We start from the raw sequence: 18,026 nt of genomic DNA on the forward strand, positions 1-18,026 counted from the left end.
ATGCCTCAGACAGACCAGATGCCTCGGACACACGAAGGCCCCCGACCACATGGTCGGGGGCCTTCGCGGAGTGCGGGTGGGGCTAGAAGCCCATGCCACCCATGCCACCCATGTCGCCCATGTCCGGAGCTCCGCCGCCAGCGCCTGCAGGCTCGGGCTTGTCGGCGACGACGGCCTCGGTGGTCAGGAACAGAGCCGCGATGGACGCTGCGTTCTGCAGCGCCGAGCGGGTGACCTTGGCCGGGTCGAGGATGCCCTCGGCAATCATGTCGACGTACTCGCCGGTCGCCGCGTTCAGGCCGTGTCCGGGGGTGAGCCCGGCGACCTTCTCGGCCACGACGCCGCCCTCGAGGCCAGCGTTGATGGCGATCTGCTTGAGCGGAGCCGAAGCGGCCGCCTTGACGATCGCCGCGCCGGTGGCCTCGTCGCCCTCGAGGCTCAGGGTCTCGAACACGGCCGCGGTGGCCTGGACGAGAGCCACGCCGCCGCCGGCGACGATGCCCTCCTCGACAGCCGCCTTGGCGTTGCGCACGGCATCTTCGATGCGGTGCTTGCGCTCCTTGAGCTCGACCTCGGTGGCTGCGCCGACCTTGATGACTGCAACGCCACCGGCCAGCTTGGCCAGACGCTCCTGCAGCTTCTCGCGGTCGTAGTCCGAGTCGCTGTTCTCGATCTCGTTCTTGATCTGGTTGACGCGACCGGCGATCTGGTCGGCCGAACCGCCACCTTCGACGATGGTGGTCTCGTCCTTGGTCGTGACGACCTTGCGGGCCGTGCCGAGCAGCGTGAGATCGGCGTTCTCGAGCTTGAGCCCGACCTCTTCGCTGATGACCTCGCCACCGGTGAGGATGGCGATGTCGGCCAGCATGGCCTTGCGGCGGTCACCGAAGCCGGGAGCCTTGACGGCGACCGACTTGAAGACGCCCTTGAGCTTGTTGACGATCAGGGTGGCCAGGGCCTCGCCCTCGATGTCCTCGGCGATGATGACCAGCGGCTTGCCGGAGGCCATGACCTTCTCGAGCACCGGGACCATGTCCTTGACGGATCCGATCTTGCTGTTGACGATCAGGATGTACGGATCGTCCAGCACGGTCTCCATGGAGGCCGGGTCGGTGACGAAGTAGCCCGACAGGTGGCCCTTGTCGAAGCGCATGCCCTCGGTCAGCTCGAGGTCGAGGCCGAAGGTGTTGGACTCCTCGACGGTGATGACGCCTTCCTTGCCGACCTTGTCCATGGCCTCGGCGATGATCTCGCCGACGGAGGTGTCGGCAGCCGAGATGGAGGCGGTGGAGGCGATCTGCTCCTTGGTCTCGATGTCCTTGGCCATCTCGAGCAGCTGGGCACTGATGGCCTCGACGGCGATCTCGATGCCCTTCTTGAGGCTCATCGGGTTGGCGCCGGCCGCGACGTTGCGCAGTCCTTCGCGCACGAGGGCCTGGGCCAGGACAGTGGCCGTGGTGGTGCCGTCGCCTGCGACGTCGTCCGTCTTCTTGGCGACCTCCTTGACGAGCTCGGCACCGATCTTCTCGTAGGGGTCCTCGAGCTCGATCTCCTTGGCGATGGACACGCCATCGTTGGTGATCGTGGGGGCGCCCCACTTCTTTTCCAGCACGACGTTGCGGCCCTTGGGGCCAAGCGTCACCTTGACGGCGTCGGCGAGCTGGTTCATGCCGCGCTCGAGACCGCGGCGGGCCTCTTCGTTGAAGGCAATGGTCTTTGACATGGGTGAATAACTCCGACTGTGGTGGTCGACGAACTAGCACTCTCACTATACGAGTGCTAATCAACGAGATGCAATCAGGTCACGTCATAGGTGAGTTCGGCGAACTGTCCGCGCTGCACCACGGACACCAACGTGAGCCGGTCCGAGCGGATGTCGCGCGGCAACAACGGCGCTCCGGCGCCCAGCGTGACCGGGGCGATCGTGACCACCACTCGGTCGAGCAGACCGGCGTCGGCGAACTGGCCGACCAGGTCGCCACCTCCCATCAACCACACATCGCGGTCGCCCGCGCCGGCGACCATCTCGGCATGGACCTGCGCGATCGGGGCCCGGGTGAAGCGGATGTCGGCGCCCTCGAGCACCGGGAGCGACCGGGACGTGAACACCCACGTCGGCCGGTCGCCGTACCACTCGCGCCACTTCTCGGGATGCTCGAGCAGGTTCTCGTGACGGACGACCCACTCATAGGTCGACGAACCCATCGTGAGGGCCCCGACCGAGCTGGTGAAGTCGGGGATGGCGTCCTCGGCGACGTCGGACCCCGGCACCTCGAAGAGCCAGTCGAGACCGTGATCGGGCGTCGCGAGGAAGCCGTCGAGCGTGGTCGCGGTGTAGTAGATCGTCGCCATGGTCAGACGATAGTCGGGCCCGGAGGGGTCAGCGCCGCAAGACCCGCAGCGAACCGGTGTGCCCGATCTCGACGAAGCCGTCGGCCAGGGCACGCAGGTAGATCCCGTAGGGAGCCTGCCCGCCGTCGGCGGGATCGGGGAAGACGTCGTGGATCACCAGGACACCACCGGGTCGGATCCAGCGGGCCCAGCCGTCGTAGTCGGCGTTGGCGTGCTCGTCGGTGTGCCCGCCGTCGATGAACACCAGATCGACCTCGGCGCCCCACCACGAGGCAACCGCCGGCGAGCGAGCGACCACGACGTCGACGATGTGCTCGAGCTCGGCCGCGGCCAGCACCTCGCGCAGGAACGGCAGGGTCTCCATGCGGCCGTCGGAGCCGACCAACGACGTGTCGTGGTACTCCCAACCGGCCTGCTGCTCCTCGGATCCGCGGTGGTGATCGATCGTGACCAGTCGAGCGCCGGCACCGGCGGCCGCGTGTCCCAGGTACACCGCCGACTTGCCGCAGTAGCTGCCGATCTCGACGGCCACACCGCCGGGCCGGAGGTGCTCGACGGCAGCGGCGTGCAGCGCAGCGGCCTCGCCGGCCGGCAGGAACCCGCGGACCTCGTCGGCGATGGCCTGCAGCCGCTCGGGCAGGGCGTTCGTGCTGGTCACCGCAGGTCCTGCTCGTTCGTCAGGGTCGGCAGGTCCGCACCGCGGAACAGCCCGCTGGCCGGCGTCGTGCGGCTGAGCGCGTCAGCGGCCAGCAGCATCGTGGCCGCAGTCCAGGTGGCCTGCTCGACGGGCCAGAAGGCGTCGTCGGGATACACGTAGCCGGTCCAGTAGGAGCCGACGTCGGCGCGCAGCTGCTGGATGTCGGCGAACAGTCGCCGTGCCTCGGCTCCTCGATCACAGGCGTCGAGGGCCAGCACCAGCTCGCAGGTCTCGCCGCCGGTCACCCACGGGCTGTCGTCGACGCACCGGACGCCCTGCTCGGGCACCACGAAGTCGTCCCACCGGGCATCGAGCCGCTTGCGCGCATCGGAGGCGGACAGTGCTCCGCCCAGGACCGGGTAGTACCAGTCCATTGAGTACCGGGTCTTGCTCGCGTACCGCTCCTCGTGGTGATCGAGGGCGGTGCGCAGTCGCACGGCCGCCTGCTCCCACGTCGGTCGCGACTCCCCCACGAGTGCCGCGAGCGCCACGCCGCAGCGCAGACTCAGGTGGATGCTGGCGTTGCCGGTGACCAGCGACTCTGCGGACAGGACGCCCTCGGCGCTGCGCGTCCACCGCACCGAGCCGTCGTCAGCCTGCATCGAGACCACCGCGTCCAGGGCTGCAGAGACCGCCGGCCACATCGCCTCGACGAGGTCGAGATCGGTGGTGCACTGCCAGTGGTGCCAGATCCCGGTGGCCAGGTAGGCGGTGAAGTTGGCGTCGGTCGCGTCGTCGTCGACCTCGTCCAGGTCGGCGCCGACGTACCGGGTGGCCCACGATCCGTCGGGTCGCTGGGCGCGGGCCGACCACATGTAGGCGGCGTCGGCGGCCTCGATGCGTCCCGCCACGGCCAGACCCATCGCGGCCTGCACGTGGTCCCACGGGTCGAGGTGCCCACCGTCGAACCAGGCGATCGCGCCGTTGGGCCTCTGCACCGCCTCGATCGAGTCGGCCGTCGCGGACACCTGCTCGGCGTCCAGCAGTCCGGTCAGGTCAGGCGTCACGCGAGCGGTTTGGTGTAGTACAGCGCCACGCTCTTGCCCAGGATCGGGTTCAGCACCTGCTCGGCGATCCGCGTGGTGCGCGGTGCGCTCATCATGTCCCAGACCAGCAGCCGGTGGTACGCGCGGACAGCCGGGTGCTGGTCACGCTCGACGCCCACGGCGCACTTGATCCACCAGTACGGCGCGTGCAGGGCGTGGGCGTGATGCTTGTGCAGCGGGACGAGGCCGCGGCTGCGCAGCTTGGCGTCCAGGTCGCTGGCCCGGTAGATGCGGATGTGGCCACCCTCGTTGGCGTGGTACTCATCGGACAGCGCCCAGCAGACGGCCTCGGGCCAGTGCCGCGGCACCGTGACGGCCAGCGTGCCGCCGGGCGCGAGGATGCGTTCCAGCTCGCTGATCGCCTGCTCGTCCTCGGGCACGTGCTCGAGAATCTCCGAGGCCAGCACGACGTCGAAGGTGCCGTCGGCGTAGGGCATGTCGAGGATCGTTCCGGCCTGCACAGATGCCGCGCCAGTGCTGGGCACCTCGCCCTCGACCTGCATCGCGCCGAACATGTCGTCGACGCCCTTGAGCTCGACCTCGTCGAGGTCGAAGGCCGTGACGTCGGCGCCGCGGCGCAGCGCCTCATAGCTGTGCCGCCCGGCTCCTGCGCCCACGTCGATGAAACGGGTGCGCCGGCCCACGCGAAGGCGGTCGAAGTCGACGGTCAGCATCAGTTCTCCTTGCGGGCGAACGCAGCGATCGCCTCGGTGTAGACGGCCGCGGTGGACTCGGCCACCGCCGGCCAGCTGTAGTGGTCCAGGACTCGGGCACGCCCGTTGGCGCCGAGGGTCCTCAGTCGCGCCGGATCGTCGAACAGCTCGCCCAGAGCTGCGGCCAGGCCCTCGGCGTCGCCCGGCTCGACCAGGATGGCGCACTGGCGCTCCTCGTCGGCCCCCACTACTTCGGGGATGGCGCCGGCGCGGCTCGCGACGACCGGGGTGGCGCACGACATGGCCTCGACGGTGGGCAGCGAGAAGCCCTCGTACAGGGACGGAACGCACATGATCTCGGCCGACGCGAGGAGGTCGGCCAGCTGATCGGCGTCGAGGTCCTGGTGCACCGTGACGCAGTCGGCCAGCCCCAGGGACTCGATGCGCCGGTCCGTGGCTCCCCCACGCTCGATCGCCGAGACCAGCTGCAGCTCGACGTCCCGCTCGACCCGCAGCTTGGCGACGGCGTCGAGCAGGTGGGCCACGCCCTTGAGTGGCTTGTCGGCCGACGCGATCGCAACGATGCGGCCCGGGGTGCGGTCGCCCCGTGGCCGGAACAGGTCGGTGTCGACGCCGAGCGGGACCACCCGGATGCGGGCGGGGTCGATGCCGAAGTCGGTCACGGTGTCGTCGGTGGCTGCGGTCGAGACCCCGATGACGAACGGCATACGTCGAGCGACCCGCGCCTGCATGCGGACGAAGGAGTACCAACGACGCACCGACAGCGAGCGCAGTCCCGTCGCGGCGTCGAGCTCGACCCGGCGGTCCCGGCTGATGGGGTGGTGAATCGTGGCCACGAGCGGGAATCGTCGGGCGATGCCCACCAGCCCGTGGCCCAGGCTCTGGTTGTCGTGGACGACATCGAACTCGTCACGGCGATCGCGCAGCTCACGCCGGGCTCGCAAACTGAAGCTGAGGGGTTCGCCGAACGCGCCGGTGAGCGTCAGCAGGTACTCGACGAGATCGGGCACGCTGTGCAGTCGCCACGGCGGCGGCGGGGTGAAGGGATTGGGCTCGTCGTAGATGCCGAGGCTCGGCAGGCGGGTCAGGGACACCTGCGAATGCAAGCCCTCGGGGTAGGGCTGTCCGGAGATGACCTCGACGTCGTGGCCGGCCTCGACCAGGCAGCGGCTGAGTCGCTCGACGTAGATGCCCTGTCCACCGCTGTGCGGCTTGCTGCGATATGACAGCAACGCGATGCGCACGCGCTCACCTCCGGGTCGGGCCGCAGGCTGGCGGCTTTCAAAGACCCACGGTATCTGAAACCGGTCAGGGCCTGTCGTCGTAGGTCCAGTGCACGTCTTCTCGCACGACACGCGCCGGAGCTCCCGCGACGACGCAGTGGGCCGGGACCTTCTGACCCCGGACCACCGCGCGCAGCCCCACCACGGCGCCCTCGGCGATCTCGACGTGCCCGGTGACCACGGCGTCCTTGCACAGCCAGACGTGCCGACCCACCCGGATGTGGGCACCGAAGGGGTTGAGGCGGGCCCCCGTGCGGCGGTCCTCGAGGCGGTGCATGTCGTCGGTCGCGACGTACACGTCCGCAGCCCACAGCTGGTCGGGCGCGACCACGATCGTGCCGCCGTTGCGGGCGTCGATCACAGCCTTGCGCGTGGCGACCAGGGGTCCGGCGAGCACGATGCTCGACGCTCCCCCGCAGTACAGCTCACCTCCGGTCAGCTCACATCTCGCCCCGATGAAGATCGTGGCGCCGTCGCCACCGATCAGGAGCGAGGACAAGGTCGACAGGTCCGAGCCGATGACCACGAGGGCGTCGTGGAAGGCGATCAGGCCCAGGTGCTCCAGGATCTGATCGGGCAGCTTGGCACCCTCGGCGAGGTACAGGGCATTGCCCAGGTCGTGCCACCACTGCGGCAGCCGGGGGTCGTGCGACAGGTGCACCAGCACCGTCCCGAGCACATCGGCATCGACGCCGGCTTCCTGCAGGCGGGCGCGATCTGACGGACTCAGCACCCCGCCACCCTAGGACAGGCCGGCGGCGACGAACGCGTCGTAGCTCGGCGCGATGGTGGCCCGAGGACCGACCACACCCGCCACGGCGTCGACCGTCTTCAGGCCGTGGCCCGTGTTGATGACCACGGTCTCCAGGTCCGGGTCGAGCTGGCCGGTCTCGACCAGCTTCTTGAGCACGCCCACGGTCGTCCCGCCGGCGGTCTCGGTGAAGATGCCCTCGTTGCGCGCCAGCAGCACGATCGCCTCGCGGATCTCCTCGTCGGTGACGTCCTCGACCGCGCCGCCGGTCTCGCGGACGATGTCGAGGACGTAGACGCCGTCGGCGGGATTGCCGATCGCGAGGCTCTTGGCGATCGTGTCGGGCTTGACGGGCCGGATCGCGTCGATGCCGGCCCGATGGGCGGTCGAGACGGGCGAGCAACCCTCCGCCTGCGCGCCGAAGATGCGGCACGGCTTGTCCTCGACCAGTCCGAGCGCGACCAGCTCGCGAAATGCCTTGTACACCTTGGTCAGCTGCGAGCCCGAGGCGACCGGGATGACCACCTGGTCGGGCAGGCGCCACCCCAGCTGCTCGGCGATCTCGTACCCGAGGGTCTTGGACCCCTCGGCGTAGAACGGACGCACGTTGACGTTGACGAACGCCCAGTCGTCGGTCTCGCCGGCGATCTCGGTGGCCAGCTTGTTGACGTCGTCGTAGTTGCCGTCGACGGCGATGAGGTTCTCGGTGTAGACCGCCGAGTTGATCTGCTTGGGCGCCTCGAGGTTGCTCGGGATCAGCACGACGGTACGGATGCCGGCCCGGGCCCCGGCCGCGGCGACGGCGTTCGCGAGGTTGCCCGTCGACGGACAGGCGAAGACCGTGGAGCCGAACTCGCGTGCGGCCGAGAGGGCGATCGCGACGACCCGGTCCTTGAAGGAGTTGGTCGGGTTGGTGCTGTCGTCCTTGACCCACAGCTTGGTCAGCCCGAGCTCGGCGGCGAGGTTCTTGGCCTCGAGGAGCCGGGTGAAGCCCGGTTCGAGGTTGGGGCTGGTCTCGATGTCGTCGGGCACCGGCAGCAGAGCCTTGTAGCGCCAGATGTTGGCGGGCCCGGCCTCGATCGACTCGCGGGTGACCGTGCCGAAGTCATAGCCGATCTCGAGGGGGCCGAAGCACTGGTCGCACGCGAAGTGCGGCCCCAGGTCGCGCGTGGCGCCGCACTCGCGGCAGCGCAGGTCGACGGCCGGGCCGAAGGCCCCAGCTCGGATGGTGGTCGAGTGCAGGGTGAGGCTCATGACTGCTCCTGTCATCTGTCCCGGCGCCACGCATCAGCTGCGTGCACCGGGGCGGATTTAGCACCTAGTCGGATGACTGGTTGCTGGGGCTTCATCGGGCCGCGTCCCTCTGCCCCTCTGGATGAGGTGGCACCAGCCTAGACAGGCGTCTCACGATGCGTCCACCTCGTCCACATCGTGGACGACTCAGGAGCTGTGTTTCGAGGCGAGCCGGTAGCCCCCGTCGGCCAGACCGGCCCACCGCTCGAACGGGTTGCGCGTCGCGGGGTCCCCGGCCAGCAGGTACGACACAGCCACCGCCAGCACGTACAGCGGCAGCATCACCGGGCCGAGCAGGAGCGCGTACTGCGTGCAGTGCCGGTCCTCGTGGCGCAGCAGCGCCGGACGAGCACGCAGCCAGGCCGCGTCGTGGCGACTGACGATGACGCTGCCGATCGTGAACGCACCGGCGACCGGGAATCGGTACCGGTAGTCGCCAGCCAGCCAGGTGCCGCGGCCGCGGCGCACCACCGTCGCACCACCGAGCCACGCGATCAGCAGGCCCAGCGGGGTGCTGAGGTTGATCCAGTTGATGACGGTGCGCGCGCGGGTCCAGCCGGTGGGCGCGAGCACCGCCGCACTCATGCGTCGAGCTGGTCGGCCCAGGCCGTGAGCCAGGTCGCGATCGCGTCGGGTCCGTCGAGCACCGCGTCGGCGCGAGCGACGAGCGCATCCTGCTCCGCCGATGCCGAGCAGATCAGCACCCCGCGCAGCCCTTCAGCGCGCAGATCATCGACGGCGTCATAGGCCGGCAGGTCACCCAGATCGTCACCGGCGAACACCACGGTGCGGGGGGTCGTCTCGGCCACGATCGTGCGCAGGGCCTCGCCCTTGTCGGCGCCGGAGAAGCGCATCTCCAGCACCTGGCGCCCCGGCTCCAGGGTCAGGCCCATCTCGCCGGCCACCTCCGCGAGGGGCGCGTGCAGCCGCTTCACCACGTCGGCGCCGAGCCCTCGGGTGTGCACCGCCAGCGCGAGCCCCTTGTCCTCGACGTACGCGCCCTCGGCGCCGTGCTGCGCGAGGAGCGCAGGCAGGCGCTCGGCGAGGCGATCGATGGTCTCGACCCGTTCGGATCCGCGCGGATCGAGGTCGTCGGCGTCCTGGTCGGCGGCGTTCCACCGCTCGGCGCCGTACTGACCGAAGATGACGAGCTGCTCGAGCCCGTCGATCGACGCGAAGCCGCCGAGCTCGAGGGCCTGCGTGACCGGTCGGCCGGTGATGATCGCGATCGTCCCGAGGTGGTGACCTAGTCGTCCCAGGGCCCTGATCGAGTCGGGGTGGGCGAAGGCCTCGGTGGGATCGGCGACGATGTGCGCGAGCGTGCCGTCGAAGTCCAGCGCCAACAGGGTGCCGGCCGGGTCGTCGAGGGGTGCTGGATCAGCAGAGGAGGAGCGGGATGTGGCGGGCATGCGCCCTATTGTTGCGGCCCCGACAAGATGAGCGTGAGCCGGTCCATCTGCATGGGCGCGACGCTGGGCAGCACCCGGCCGATGCCCAGATCAGCGGCCAGCAGCTCGCCCGCCTCCTGCTGTCCGGCCGGGTAGTAGACCGTGTTGGTAGGGATCTGACCATTCCAGTTCCCGGTGCCCGACACGGTCCATCCAGCGCCCGCGACCCGACCCGAGAACGACGACGCGAGATTCGCGACGCCGGTGTTGTTCAGCACCGCTACTCCGGCGTCGCGCTGAGGGGGTGCCTCGGTGGTCTCAGTCGGCGATGGAGAAGGGGAGGGAGAGGCCGACGCCGACGCCGTCGGCGTGGGGGTGGGAGCTGGAGTCGGCGACGCTGTCGTGGGAGCTGGTTGCGCTGCCGCGGGCGGCTCGTCGGAGTCCGACGACCCCATGACCAGCAGGACACCGAGCCATGCCGCTGCGACGATCACGACGGCGACGCTGACCACGATGAACCAGCCGGACGGAACGGCCACGCGGTTCCCCGGAGTTCTGCGGTGGTCGACCACGGAGGGCCTCAGACGTCGAACCCGAGACGTCGCGCCGACCGGCTGCGCTGGCGCTCGGCCCGCAGGCGTCGCAGACGCTTGACCAGAAGAGGGTCGAAGGCCAGTGAGTCTTCGCGGTCGATCAGAGCATTGAGCACCTGGTAGTACCGCGTGGTCGACATGTCGAACTTCTCGCGGATCGCCTGTTCCTTGGTGCCGGTGTACTGCCACCAGAGTCGTTCGAGCGCGAGGATCTCGCGGTCGCGGTCCGTCAACGGGGACGGACTGACCGCGGTCCGGTTCGACGACTCCGCAGCACTCATAGCGGCAGCCTACGACACGAATGACACGACTGTCATTCGGATCGCCGAACCCGCAGAGGTTAGGCTGCGCGTATGGCTGGACTCATGGCTGGATCCGCTGATTTCGTGGTCATCGCCAACCGCCTGCCCGTCGACCGTGTCACGGCGCCTGACGGCCAGACTCTGTGGCGCAAGTCGCCCGGCGGACTGGTCACCGCGCTCGAGCCCGTCATGCGCAGCAACGGCGGCGCGTGGATCGGCTGGCACGGGGCTGCCGACGAGAAGCTCAAGCCCTTCACCCACGAGGGTCTGCAGCTGATCCCGGTGCCGCTGAGCGAGAGCGAGGTGGCCGAGTACTACGAGGGCTTCTCCAACGCGACGCTGTGGCCGCTGTACCACGACGTGGTCGTCGCCCCGGAGTTCCACCGCGAGTGGTGGGACGCCTACGTCCGGGTCAACCGGCGCTTCGCGCAGAAGGCCGCGCAGGTGGCGCGCAAGAACGCCGTGGTGTGGGTGCAGGACTACCAGCTGCAGCTGGTGCCCCAGATGCTGCGGGACCTGCGCCCCGACCTGCGCATCGGCTTCTTCCTGCACATCCCGTTCCCTCCCACCGAGCTGTTCCAGCAGATGCCGTGGCGTCGCGAGATCCTCGAGGGCCTGCTCGGCGCTGACCTGGTGGGGTTCCAGATGCCAGGAGCGGCGCAGAACTTCGTGCGCCTCGTGCGCCAGCGCGTGGGGCACAAGACGCACCGCGATCGCGTGTACCTGCCCGACGGCCGCAGCGTCATGGCTCGCGCCTTCCCCATCTCGATCGACGCCGCCGGCTTCGAGGAGCTGGCCCGCACCCCCGACGTCCTCGCCCGGGCGGCCGAGATCCGCGAGAGCCTCGGCAACCCCAAGACCGTGATCCTGGGCATCGACCGGCTCGACTACACCAAGGGCCTGCGTCAACGGCTGCGTGCGTTCGGCGAGCTGATCGCCGACGGGTCCCTGCACGTCGACGACGCGGTGTTCGTGCAGGTGGCGACACCGTCGCGCGAGCGCGTGCAGCAGTACAAGATCCTGCGCGACGACATCAACGGCCTGGTCGGCCGGATCAACGGCGACGTCGGCCGGATCGGCCACCAGCCGATCCAGTACCTGCACGCCTCCTACCCCCGCGAGGAGATGGCCGCGCTCTATCGAGCCGCCGACGTCATGGTCGTCACCCCGCTGCGCGACGGCATGAACCTGGTGGCCAAGGAGTACGTCGCGTGCCGCTACGACAACCGCGGAGCCCTGGTGCTCAGCGAGTTCGCCGGCGCTGCATCCGAGCTGAAGTCGGCCTACCAGGTCAATCCGCACGACATCAACGGCCTCAAGGCCAAGCTGCTCGAGGCGGTCCAGGCCGGCCCGCGCGAGGATGCCCGCCGCATGAAGGCCATGCGCAAGCAGGTCATGGAGAACGACATCGAGCGCTGGGCCAGCAACTTCCTGCGCGAGCTGCGCGACGGTCCCAGCGACAGCGACTGAGTCGCCTCGGGGGGCGGTTACTTAGCGTCCTATTGCCGCCGGTGGCGGTGGCTTGGCGTCCTGTCGAGGGCCGGGATGGGACGCTGCGCCACCGCTCGGAAGTGAGGGCCCGCGCGGGAGCATCTGACACGCTGAGGTCATGACCGACCCCGCAGTGCCCGACGCAGCCGAGGAGCTCGACCGCTTCTGGGAGGCCGCCCGCCACCAGACCCGCACGAATCCGGTTCCCGGCTACTTGGGCACCTACGCCGCTGAGGCGTTGTCGCCGCCCGCCTGGTCGTTCGGCGGCACCCCCGAACAGGCCGATGACCTGCTGTCCCTCGTGCTCTCCGGTACCAAGACCGCCACCGCGGGCGCCCTGTGGGACTACGAGAGCGAGGACGAGCCGCTGCCTCAGGTCGGCGACCTGCACATCATCCTCGACGGAGCCGATCACCCGCGCGTCCTGATCGAGACGATGTCGGTCGAGGTCACACCGTTCGACGAGGTCGATGCCGAGCACGCCCGACTCGAGGGCGAGGGCGACCTCACCCTGGACTACTGGCGTGAGGTGCACGAACGCTTCTTCACCGAGTTCGCCACCCACGACCAGGGATTCAGCCCTCAGATGCCGGTGGTACTCGAACGATTCCGGGTCCTCTACCCGCGCTGAATGCGTTTCGGGGAGAATGGAACGCGATGACCGACACGACGAGCGTTGATCCCATCCTTGAACCACCGGTACTTCCGGGCGCCTGGACCGCCCGAGTCCCCGGCTACGACGACATCGATGCGCTGGTCGCCCTGCGCCACCTCGACGAGGTGCAAGGCACGGGATCGGCACACATCGATCCCGCCGGCATCGAGTCCGAGGTCGCGGGCCAGGCGTCCTGGACGCGCCGCCAGCTGGTCGCCGTCGGCGACGACGACATCCCTCGTGCCTGGATCACGGTGCACGACCGGGCCGCGGGTCGGGCGCTGATCTGGGGCTACTTCGACCGCGACGTGCCGGAGGTCGACGAGATCGCCGACGCGTTCTACGCCTGGGCCGAGGACGCTGCCATCGTGATGGCGCGCATGCGCGGCGTCGAGGAGACCCGACTCGACGAGAGCCCCTTCGCCACCGACTCGCGTCAGGCCGGCTGGCTCGAGCGCGCCGGCTACAGCAAGCGCCGCACCTGGCTGCACATGGAGCGTCCCACCACGAGCGACGACACCCCGTTCGTCCCGCGTGAGGGCGTCACGGTGCGTCGCGTCGAACGCCACGAGAACGGCTTCCCGGTCGCCTCGGACCTGCAGATCGTGCACCAGATGCTCGAGGAGTCCTTCGAGGACCACTTCAACTCCTACCGCGAGAGCTTCTCCGAATTCGTGCAGCGCCTCCGCGAAGAACCGGGCCACCGCTGGGACCACTGGTGGCTGGCCTACGTCGATCCGCAGGACGGAAGCGATCCGGTCGCCGCCGGCACGGTGGTCTGCACCGTGGGCGCGGCCCCCGAGGGTGGCACCCCGGGCTCCTACGTCGAGTACATCGGCGTCAACAGGGTGGCCCGCGGTCGCGGCGTGGCCAAGTCGCTGCTGGGCACCGTGATCGCCGACACCGCCGAGCGCGGCTGGGATCGTGTCGGCCTCGAGGTCGACGACGACTCCCCCACCAAGGCCGACCAGCTCTACCTGTCGATGGGCTGGGTCACCGACTACGCCACCGACTCGTGGTTCAAGGACATCACCCTCGACCCGTCGTGACTCCTACGCGTCGTGACTCCTACGCGTCGTGACTCCTACGCGTCGTGAATGGGCTCGGCCGGAAGCTTCTTGAGCCGGCGCGTGCGCTTGCGGCGGTTGGGGATCATCGAGCGCATCTCCTCGAGCTTGCCGAAGCACAGCAGGCGGTCACCGGCCTCGAGCACGTGCGACGGGCCCGGGTTGGGGATGACGCTGGTGCCGCGCTGCAGGGTCAGCGCGCTCACGTCGCGCTCGCGCAGGCCCGACTCGCCCAGAGGCTTGCCGACGATGTCTGACGCGGACTGCACGAGGATCTCGGCCACGCCGTAGCCGGTCGAGACGGTGAGCCGCTGGCGCACGTCGATCTCGGGGAAGGCGACCTGGTTGTCGATGAAGTCGATGATCGAGCCGGCGACGTCGAGATCGGTGGCACGCTCGATGCCCTCCAGGCCCGGCGAGGAGTTGACCTCCATCACCAGGGGCCCCTCGTTGCCCTCGAGCATGTCGACACCGGCGACCCGCAACCCCATGATCTGCGCCGAACGCACGGCCACCTTCTCGTACTCAGGATCGAGGGTGACCTTCTCGACCGATCCGCCGCGATGCACGTTGGAGCGGAACTCATCGCCCTTCGCCACGCGCCGCATGGCCGCCACGACCCGGTCGCCCACCACCAGAGCGCGGATGTCGCGACCCTTGCTCTCGGCCACGAACCGCTGGATCAGCACGTTCTGCTTGGTGCTCTGCAGGGTCTCGATGATCGCCTCGGCGACCTTGATGTCGGGCGCGAGGATGACGCCGATGCCCTGGGTGCCCTCGAGCAGCTTGATGACCACCGGTGCGCCGCCGACGCGCTCGATCGCCGAGATCACGTCCCCGCGATCGCGCACGAACGTGGTGGCCGGCATCCCGATCTGGTGGCGCGACAGGATCTGCGTGCCGCGCAGCTTGTCGCGCGAGTTGATGATGCCCCACGAGGTGTTGGGGGTGTACACGTCCATCTGCTCGAACTGGCGCACCACGGCCGTGCCGAAGTAGGTGACCGAGTTGCCGATGCGCGGCAGGATCGCGTCGTACTGCGACAGCCGCTTGCCGCGGAACTGCAGGTCCGGCTCGTCCCCTGCCAGGTCGATGCCGAAACGCAAGGTGTTGAGGACCTTGACGTCATGACCCCGGTCGAGCGCAGCCGTGCGCAGCCGCTGCGTACTGTACGAGCGGGGAGCGCGGGACAAGATGGCGAGCTTCATGGATCCTCGAGGCGATAGGGAAGGGGTCAGATGACGGGGCAGATGTCGGGGCAGCCCGGTACATCCCACGGTACGACCGGCGATGCGACGTCGCCGAGCAGCACCCCCGTCGGGTGGCGCGAATGGGTGACGCTGCCCGACATCGCAGTCCCGTGGATCAAGGCCAAGCTCGACACCGGCGCCCGCTCCTCGGCGATCCATGCCTTCGACCTCGTCGAGTCCGAGCGTGACGGACAGCTGTGGGTGCAGTACGTCGTGCACCCCTGGCAGGGATCGGACGCCGACCCGGTCTCCGTCGAGAGCCCCGTGATCGATCGGCGCGAGGTGCGCAGCTCCTCGGGACACAGCGAGGAGCGCCTGGTGGTCCCCACCCAGATCACGCTGGCCGGACGCACCATCACCGTCGAGATGACGCTCAGCCGACGCGACGAGATGGGGTTCCGGATGCTGCTGGGCCGCGAGGCGCTGCGTCAGGGATACCTGATCGACCCGGCCCGCTCCTACACCGCCGGGCGGCCACCCCTCGCGGTCCGCCGCCGCAACCGAGGACGTGGATGAACCGCCCGTCGTTCGAAATCGGCTCCATCCGGGTCCGCCCCGGCATGAAGCGCTCGGTCTCGCTGCCCATCACCCGTCTGGTCACCGGCGCCGAGGTCGAGTTGCCGGTGCGCGTCGTGCACGGCCGCGAGGACGGCCCGACCGTCTGGATCAACGCTGCGATCCACGGCGACGAGGCCGTGGGGGTCGAGGTGGTCCGCCAGGTGCTGGCCGATCTGGATCCCAAGACGTTGCGCGGCACGCTCATCGCGATCCCGATCGTCAACGTGCTCGGCTTCATGACCGGCGATCGCTACCTGCCGGACCGCCGCGACCTGAACCGGTCGTTCCCCGGCTCCGCCCGTGGATCCCTGGCAGGCCGCATCGCCCACCTGATGATGAACGAGGTCGTCGCCAAGTGCACCGTCGGCATCGACCTGCACACCGGCTCGGACCGGCGCACCAACCTGCCGCAGATCCGGGCCGATCTCGAGGACGCCGAGACCCGCGAGCTCGCCGAGGCCTTCGCCGCACCGGTCATGATGCACGCCCGCATCCGCGACGGATCGCTGCGGCACGCCGCGGGCGAACGCGGCGCCAAGGTCCTGCTGTACGAAGCCGGCGAGGCGTGGCGCATGGACCCGTGGGCCGTCGACGCAGGCGTGATCGGGGTGCGCCGCGTGCTGGCCCACCTCGGCATGACCGAACCGGTCGCCGAGGACTCACCCACCCCCAGCCAGGAGACCTGGCGCAGCGGGTGGGTGCGGGCCCGCGGCACCGGAATGCTGCACCTGGAGGCCCGACTCGGCCAGACGGTCGCGAAGGGCGAGCGGCTCGGCGGCCTGTTCGACTCCTTCGGCAAACGCGTGCGCCTCGTACACGCCGACCGCTCCGGAGTCGTCGTCGGACACACCGAGGCGCCCCTCGTCAACAGCGGCGACGCAGTCATCCACATCGCCGAGATCGAGTAGGCGATCAGGCCCCGCCGCGCTGGTGGGCGAAGATCAAATTGGTCTCGGTGTGCGCCACCTCGGGCTGGGTGCTCAGCCGGTCGGTCACGAACTCGCGCAGCGCGTCGGTCGACTCGGCCGCGACGTGCAGGTGGAAGTCGTCCGCGCCGGCCAGGTAGTAGGCGTTGATCACCGGGTCCATCGCAGCCACCCGGTCGAAGAACTCCGACATCGCGGCTCGCCCCTCGGCGCGCAGCCGCACGGCGATCATGGCCTCGATCGGCCGACCGATCCACACGGGCGCCACCTCGGCGTGGAAGCCGGAGATGACGCCCCGGTCGACCAGCGACCGCAACCGCGTCAGGCACGTCGACGCCGCGATCCCCACCTGGGCGGCCAGAGCGTTGTTGGGCAGTCGTCCCGACCGGCGCACGGCGTCGACGATGCGGCGGTCGACGTCGTCGAGCCGCCCCTGAACATCCTTCGACTGCATCGACTCTCCCGGATCTGAAAACGATGATCGTTCGCTCAAAATCATTCTTGCAGAATGTTCTGCAGCTGGATGGACGAGCGCCGGCAGTTCCTTCAGGCTGGACTTCTTTCCACTCTGAGGAGTAGCGCATGGTCGTCGGCGTCCCCCGCGAGATCAAGAACCACGAGTACCGCGTGGCCATCACCCCGGCCGGCGTGCACGAGCTGGTCCGCCGCGACCACGAGGTGGTCATCGAGACAGGTGCCGGCGCGGGGTCGTCGATCTCCGACGACGAGTTCGTCACGGCCGGCGCCACCATCCTCGGCACCGCGGACGAGGTGTGGGGAGCGGCCGAGCTGGTGCTCAAGGTCAAGGAGCCGATCGAGGCCGAGTACCACCGGCTCCGCGCGGGTCAGACGCTGTTCACCTACCTGCACCTGGCCGCCAGCCGGCCGTGCACCGACGCCCTGCTGGCGGCCGGCACCACGTCGATCGCCTACGAGACGGTGCAACGGCCTGACGGGTCGCTGCCGCTGCTCGCCCCCATGTCGGAGGTCGCGGGCAAGCTCGCACCCCAGGCCGGCTTCCACCACCTGCTGGCAAGCCAGGGCGGTCGCGGTGTCCTGCCGGGCGGAGTGCCCGGCGTGCATCCGGCCGATGTCGTGGTCATCGGGGCCGGGGTCTCGGGCGTCAATGCCGCCGAGGTGGCCCGCGGCATGGGTGCGCGCGTGGAGATCCTCGATCTCGACGTCCCGCGCCTGCGACAGGTCGACGCGCGCTTCGGCGGCCGCGTCACCACGGTCGCCTCGAACTCGCTCGCGGTCGAGCAGGCGGTGCTCGGGGCCGATCTCGTGATCGGCGCCGTGCTGGTGCCGGGCGCCAAGGCACCCACGCTGATCAGCGACGACCTGGTCTCGCGCATGCGGCCCGGCTCCGTGCTGGTCGACATCGCGATCGACCAGGGCGGATGCTTCGAGAGCTCACGTCCCACCACCCACGACGACCCGACGTTCGCGGTGCACGACTCCATCTTCTACTGCGTGGCGAACATGCCGGGCGCCGTGCCGCGCACCTCGACCTTCGCCCTGACCAACGTCACGCTGCCCCACGTCGTGGCCCTGGCCGACCGCGGCTGGCGGCAGGCGACCGCCGACGACCCCGCTCTCGCTGCCGGTCTGAGCAGCCACGAGGGCGCCCTGCTGAACACGGCCGTCGGCGAGGCGCTCGGGTTGCCGACGACCTCGGTCTGACGCTCGACCTGCTTGCA

20 protein-coding genes and 1 riboswitch are annotated in these 18,026 nt (G+C 69.4%); of the genes, 6 read left to right on the forward strand and 14 right to left on the reverse strand.

Features of this window, described 5'->3' with window-relative positions; all coding sequences use genetic code 11:
* Positions 1–82: 82 nt before the first annotated feature.
* The 12 genes from groL to ACHAA3_RS02415 form a co-directional block, all read right to left on the reverse strand.
* A complete protein-coding gene (gene groL / locus ACHAA3_RS02360) occupies positions 83–1,723 on the reverse strand; it encodes a chaperonin GroEL (protein WP_435707328.1) in 1,641 nt (546 codons plus the stop codon).
* Between the two features lie 74 nt (positions 1,724–1,797).
* Positions 1,798–2,352, reverse strand: coding sequence for a dihydrofolate reductase family protein (locus tag ACHAA3_RS02365; RefSeq protein ID WP_435707329.1), 555 nt, complete (start codon positions 2,350–2,352; stop codon positions 1,798–1,800).
* A 28-nt stretch (positions 2,353–2,380) separates the two neighbouring features.
* On the reverse strand, positions 2,381–3,010 hold the full coding sequence (locus ACHAA3_RS02370) for a class I SAM-dependent methyltransferase (protein ID WP_435707330.1): 630 nt from the start codon (positions 3,008–3,010) through the stop codon (positions 2,381–2,383).
* Positions 3,007–4,056 (reverse strand): prenyltransferase, encoded by a 1,050-nt coding sequence (locus tag ACHAA3_RS02375; protein ID WP_435707331.1) that lies wholly within the window; start codon positions 4,054–4,056, stop codon positions 3,007–3,009. Before ACHAA3_RS02375 ends, ACHAA3_RS02370 begins: the two co-directional genes overlap by 4 nt.
* A complete protein-coding gene (locus tag ACHAA3_RS02380) occupies positions 4,053–4,769 on the reverse strand; it encodes a class I SAM-dependent methyltransferase (RefSeq protein WP_435707332.1) in 717 nt (238 codons plus the stop codon). Before ACHAA3_RS02380 ends, ACHAA3_RS02375 begins: the two co-directional genes overlap by 4 nt.
* Positions 4,769–6,013, reverse strand: coding sequence for a glycosyltransferase family 4 protein (locus tag ACHAA3_RS02385; protein WP_435707333.1), 1,245 nt, complete (start codon positions 6,011–6,013; stop codon positions 4,769–4,771). The genes ACHAA3_RS02380 and ACHAA3_RS02385 overlap by 1 nt, the downstream gene beginning before the upstream one ends.
* A 64-nt stretch (positions 6,014–6,077) precedes the next feature.
* The gene (locus ACHAA3_RS02390) at positions 6,078–6,785 is read right to left on the reverse strand and encodes an acyltransferase (protein ID WP_435707334.1); all 708 of its coding nucleotides are present in this window, start codon (positions 6,783–6,785) and stop codon (positions 6,078–6,080) included.
* A 9-nt stretch (positions 6,786–6,794) separates the two neighbouring features.
* Entirely contained in the window at positions 6,795–8,057 is a 1,263-nt protein-coding gene (gene thrC / locus ACHAA3_RS02395; RefSeq protein WP_435707335.1) for a threonine synthase, read from the reverse strand.
* Positions 8,058–8,065: 8 nt separating this feature from the next.
* A riboswitch (SAM riboswitch) is annotated at positions 8,066–8,185 on the reverse strand.
* Between the two features lie 58 nt (positions 8,186–8,243).
* Positions 8,244–8,681: a hypothetical protein gene (locus tag ACHAA3_RS02400; protein ID WP_435707336.1), complete on the reverse strand. Its 438-nt coding sequence runs from the start codon at positions 8,679–8,681 to the stop codon at positions 8,244–8,246.
* Positions 8,678–9,505 carry a trehalose-phosphatase gene (otsB, locus tag ACHAA3_RS02405; protein ID WP_435707337.1) on the reverse strand — a complete coding sequence of 276 codons (828 nt, stop codon included), beginning with the start codon at positions 9,503–9,505 and terminating at the stop codon, positions 8,678–8,680. The genes ACHAA3_RS02400 and otsB overlap by 4 nt, the downstream gene beginning before the upstream one ends.
* 5 nt (positions 9,506–9,510) lie before the next feature.
* Positions 9,511–10,023, reverse strand: coding sequence for a LytR C-terminal domain-containing protein (locus tag ACHAA3_RS02410; RefSeq protein ID WP_435707338.1), 513 nt, complete (start codon positions 10,021–10,023; stop codon positions 9,511–9,513).
* A 41-nt stretch (positions 10,024–10,064) separates the two neighbouring features.
* The gene (locus tag ACHAA3_RS02415; RefSeq protein ID WP_435707339.1) at positions 10,065–10,358 is read right to left on the reverse strand and encodes a DUF3263 domain-containing protein; all 294 of its coding nucleotides are present in this window, start codon (positions 10,356–10,358) and stop codon (positions 10,065–10,067) included.
* A 72-nt stretch (positions 10,359–10,430) separates the two neighbouring features.
* On the opposite strand from ACHAA3_RS02415, the gene ACHAA3_RS02420 reads away from it, so the two are divergent.
* From ACHAA3_RS02420 to ACHAA3_RS02430, 3 genes are all read left to right on the forward strand, one after another.
* Positions 10,431–11,849, forward strand: a complete 1,419-nt coding sequence (locus tag ACHAA3_RS02420; RefSeq protein WP_435707340.1) for an alpha,alpha-trehalose-phosphate synthase (UDP-forming) — start codon at positions 10,431–10,433, stop codon at positions 11,847–11,849.
* Between the two features lie 139 nt (positions 11,850–11,988).
* The gene (locus tag ACHAA3_RS02425; RefSeq protein WP_435707341.1) at positions 11,989–12,501 is read left to right on the forward strand and encodes an ASCH domain-containing protein; all 513 of its coding nucleotides are present in this window, start codon (positions 11,989–11,991) and stop codon (positions 12,499–12,501) included.
* 26 nt (positions 12,502–12,527) lie between these two features.
* The gene (locus ACHAA3_RS02430; RefSeq protein WP_435707342.1) at positions 12,528–13,574 is read left to right on the forward strand and encodes a GNAT family N-acetyltransferase; all 1,047 of its coding nucleotides are present in this window, start codon (positions 12,528–12,530) and stop codon (positions 13,572–13,574) included.
* A gap of 35 nt (positions 13,575–13,609) precedes the next feature.
* On the opposite strand, the gene ACHAA3_RS02435 is transcribed toward ACHAA3_RS02430, so the two are convergent.
* On the reverse strand, positions 13,610–14,800 hold the full coding sequence (locus ACHAA3_RS02435) for a RimK family alpha-L-glutamate ligase (RefSeq protein ID WP_435707343.1): 1,191 nt from the start codon (positions 14,798–14,800) through the stop codon (positions 13,610–13,612).
* Positions 14,801–14,830: 30 nt separating this feature from the next.
* On the opposite strand from ACHAA3_RS02435, the gene ACHAA3_RS02440 reads away from it, so the two are divergent.
* Both ACHAA3_RS02440 and ACHAA3_RS02445 read left to right on the forward strand, forming a co-directional pair.
* Entirely contained in the window at positions 14,831–15,358 is a 528-nt protein-coding gene (locus ACHAA3_RS02440) for an ATP-dependent zinc protease family protein (protein ID WP_435707344.1), read from the forward strand.
* Positions 15,355–16,308: a succinylglutamate desuccinylase/aspartoacylase family protein gene (locus tag ACHAA3_RS02445; protein WP_435707345.1), complete on the forward strand. Its 954-nt coding sequence runs from the start codon at positions 15,355–15,357 to the stop codon at positions 16,306–16,308. The genes ACHAA3_RS02440 and ACHAA3_RS02445 overlap by 4 nt, the downstream gene beginning before the upstream one ends.
* Positions 16,309–16,312: 4 nt before the next feature.
* On the opposite strand, the gene ACHAA3_RS02450 is transcribed toward ACHAA3_RS02445, so the two are convergent.
* Positions 16,313–16,780, reverse strand: coding sequence for an Lrp/AsnC family transcriptional regulator (locus tag ACHAA3_RS02450; protein WP_435707346.1), 468 nt, complete (start codon positions 16,778–16,780; stop codon positions 16,313–16,315).
* Positions 16,781–16,908: 128 nt separating this feature from the next.
* Between ACHAA3_RS02450 and ald the strand changes: the two genes are divergently transcribed.
* Positions 16,909–18,009 carry an alanine dehydrogenase gene (ald, locus tag ACHAA3_RS02455; RefSeq protein WP_435707347.1) on the forward strand — a complete coding sequence of 367 codons (1,101 nt, stop codon included), beginning with the start codon at positions 16,909–16,911 and terminating at the stop codon, positions 18,007–18,009.
* The last annotated feature ends 17 nt before the right edge of the window (positions 18,010–18,026 follow it).

Origin of the sequence: Aeromicrobium sp. CF3.5, assembly GCF_051262695.1 — a bacterium.
Lineage (GTDB): Bacteria > Actinomycetota > Actinomycetes > Propionibacteriales > Nocardioidaceae > Aeromicrobium.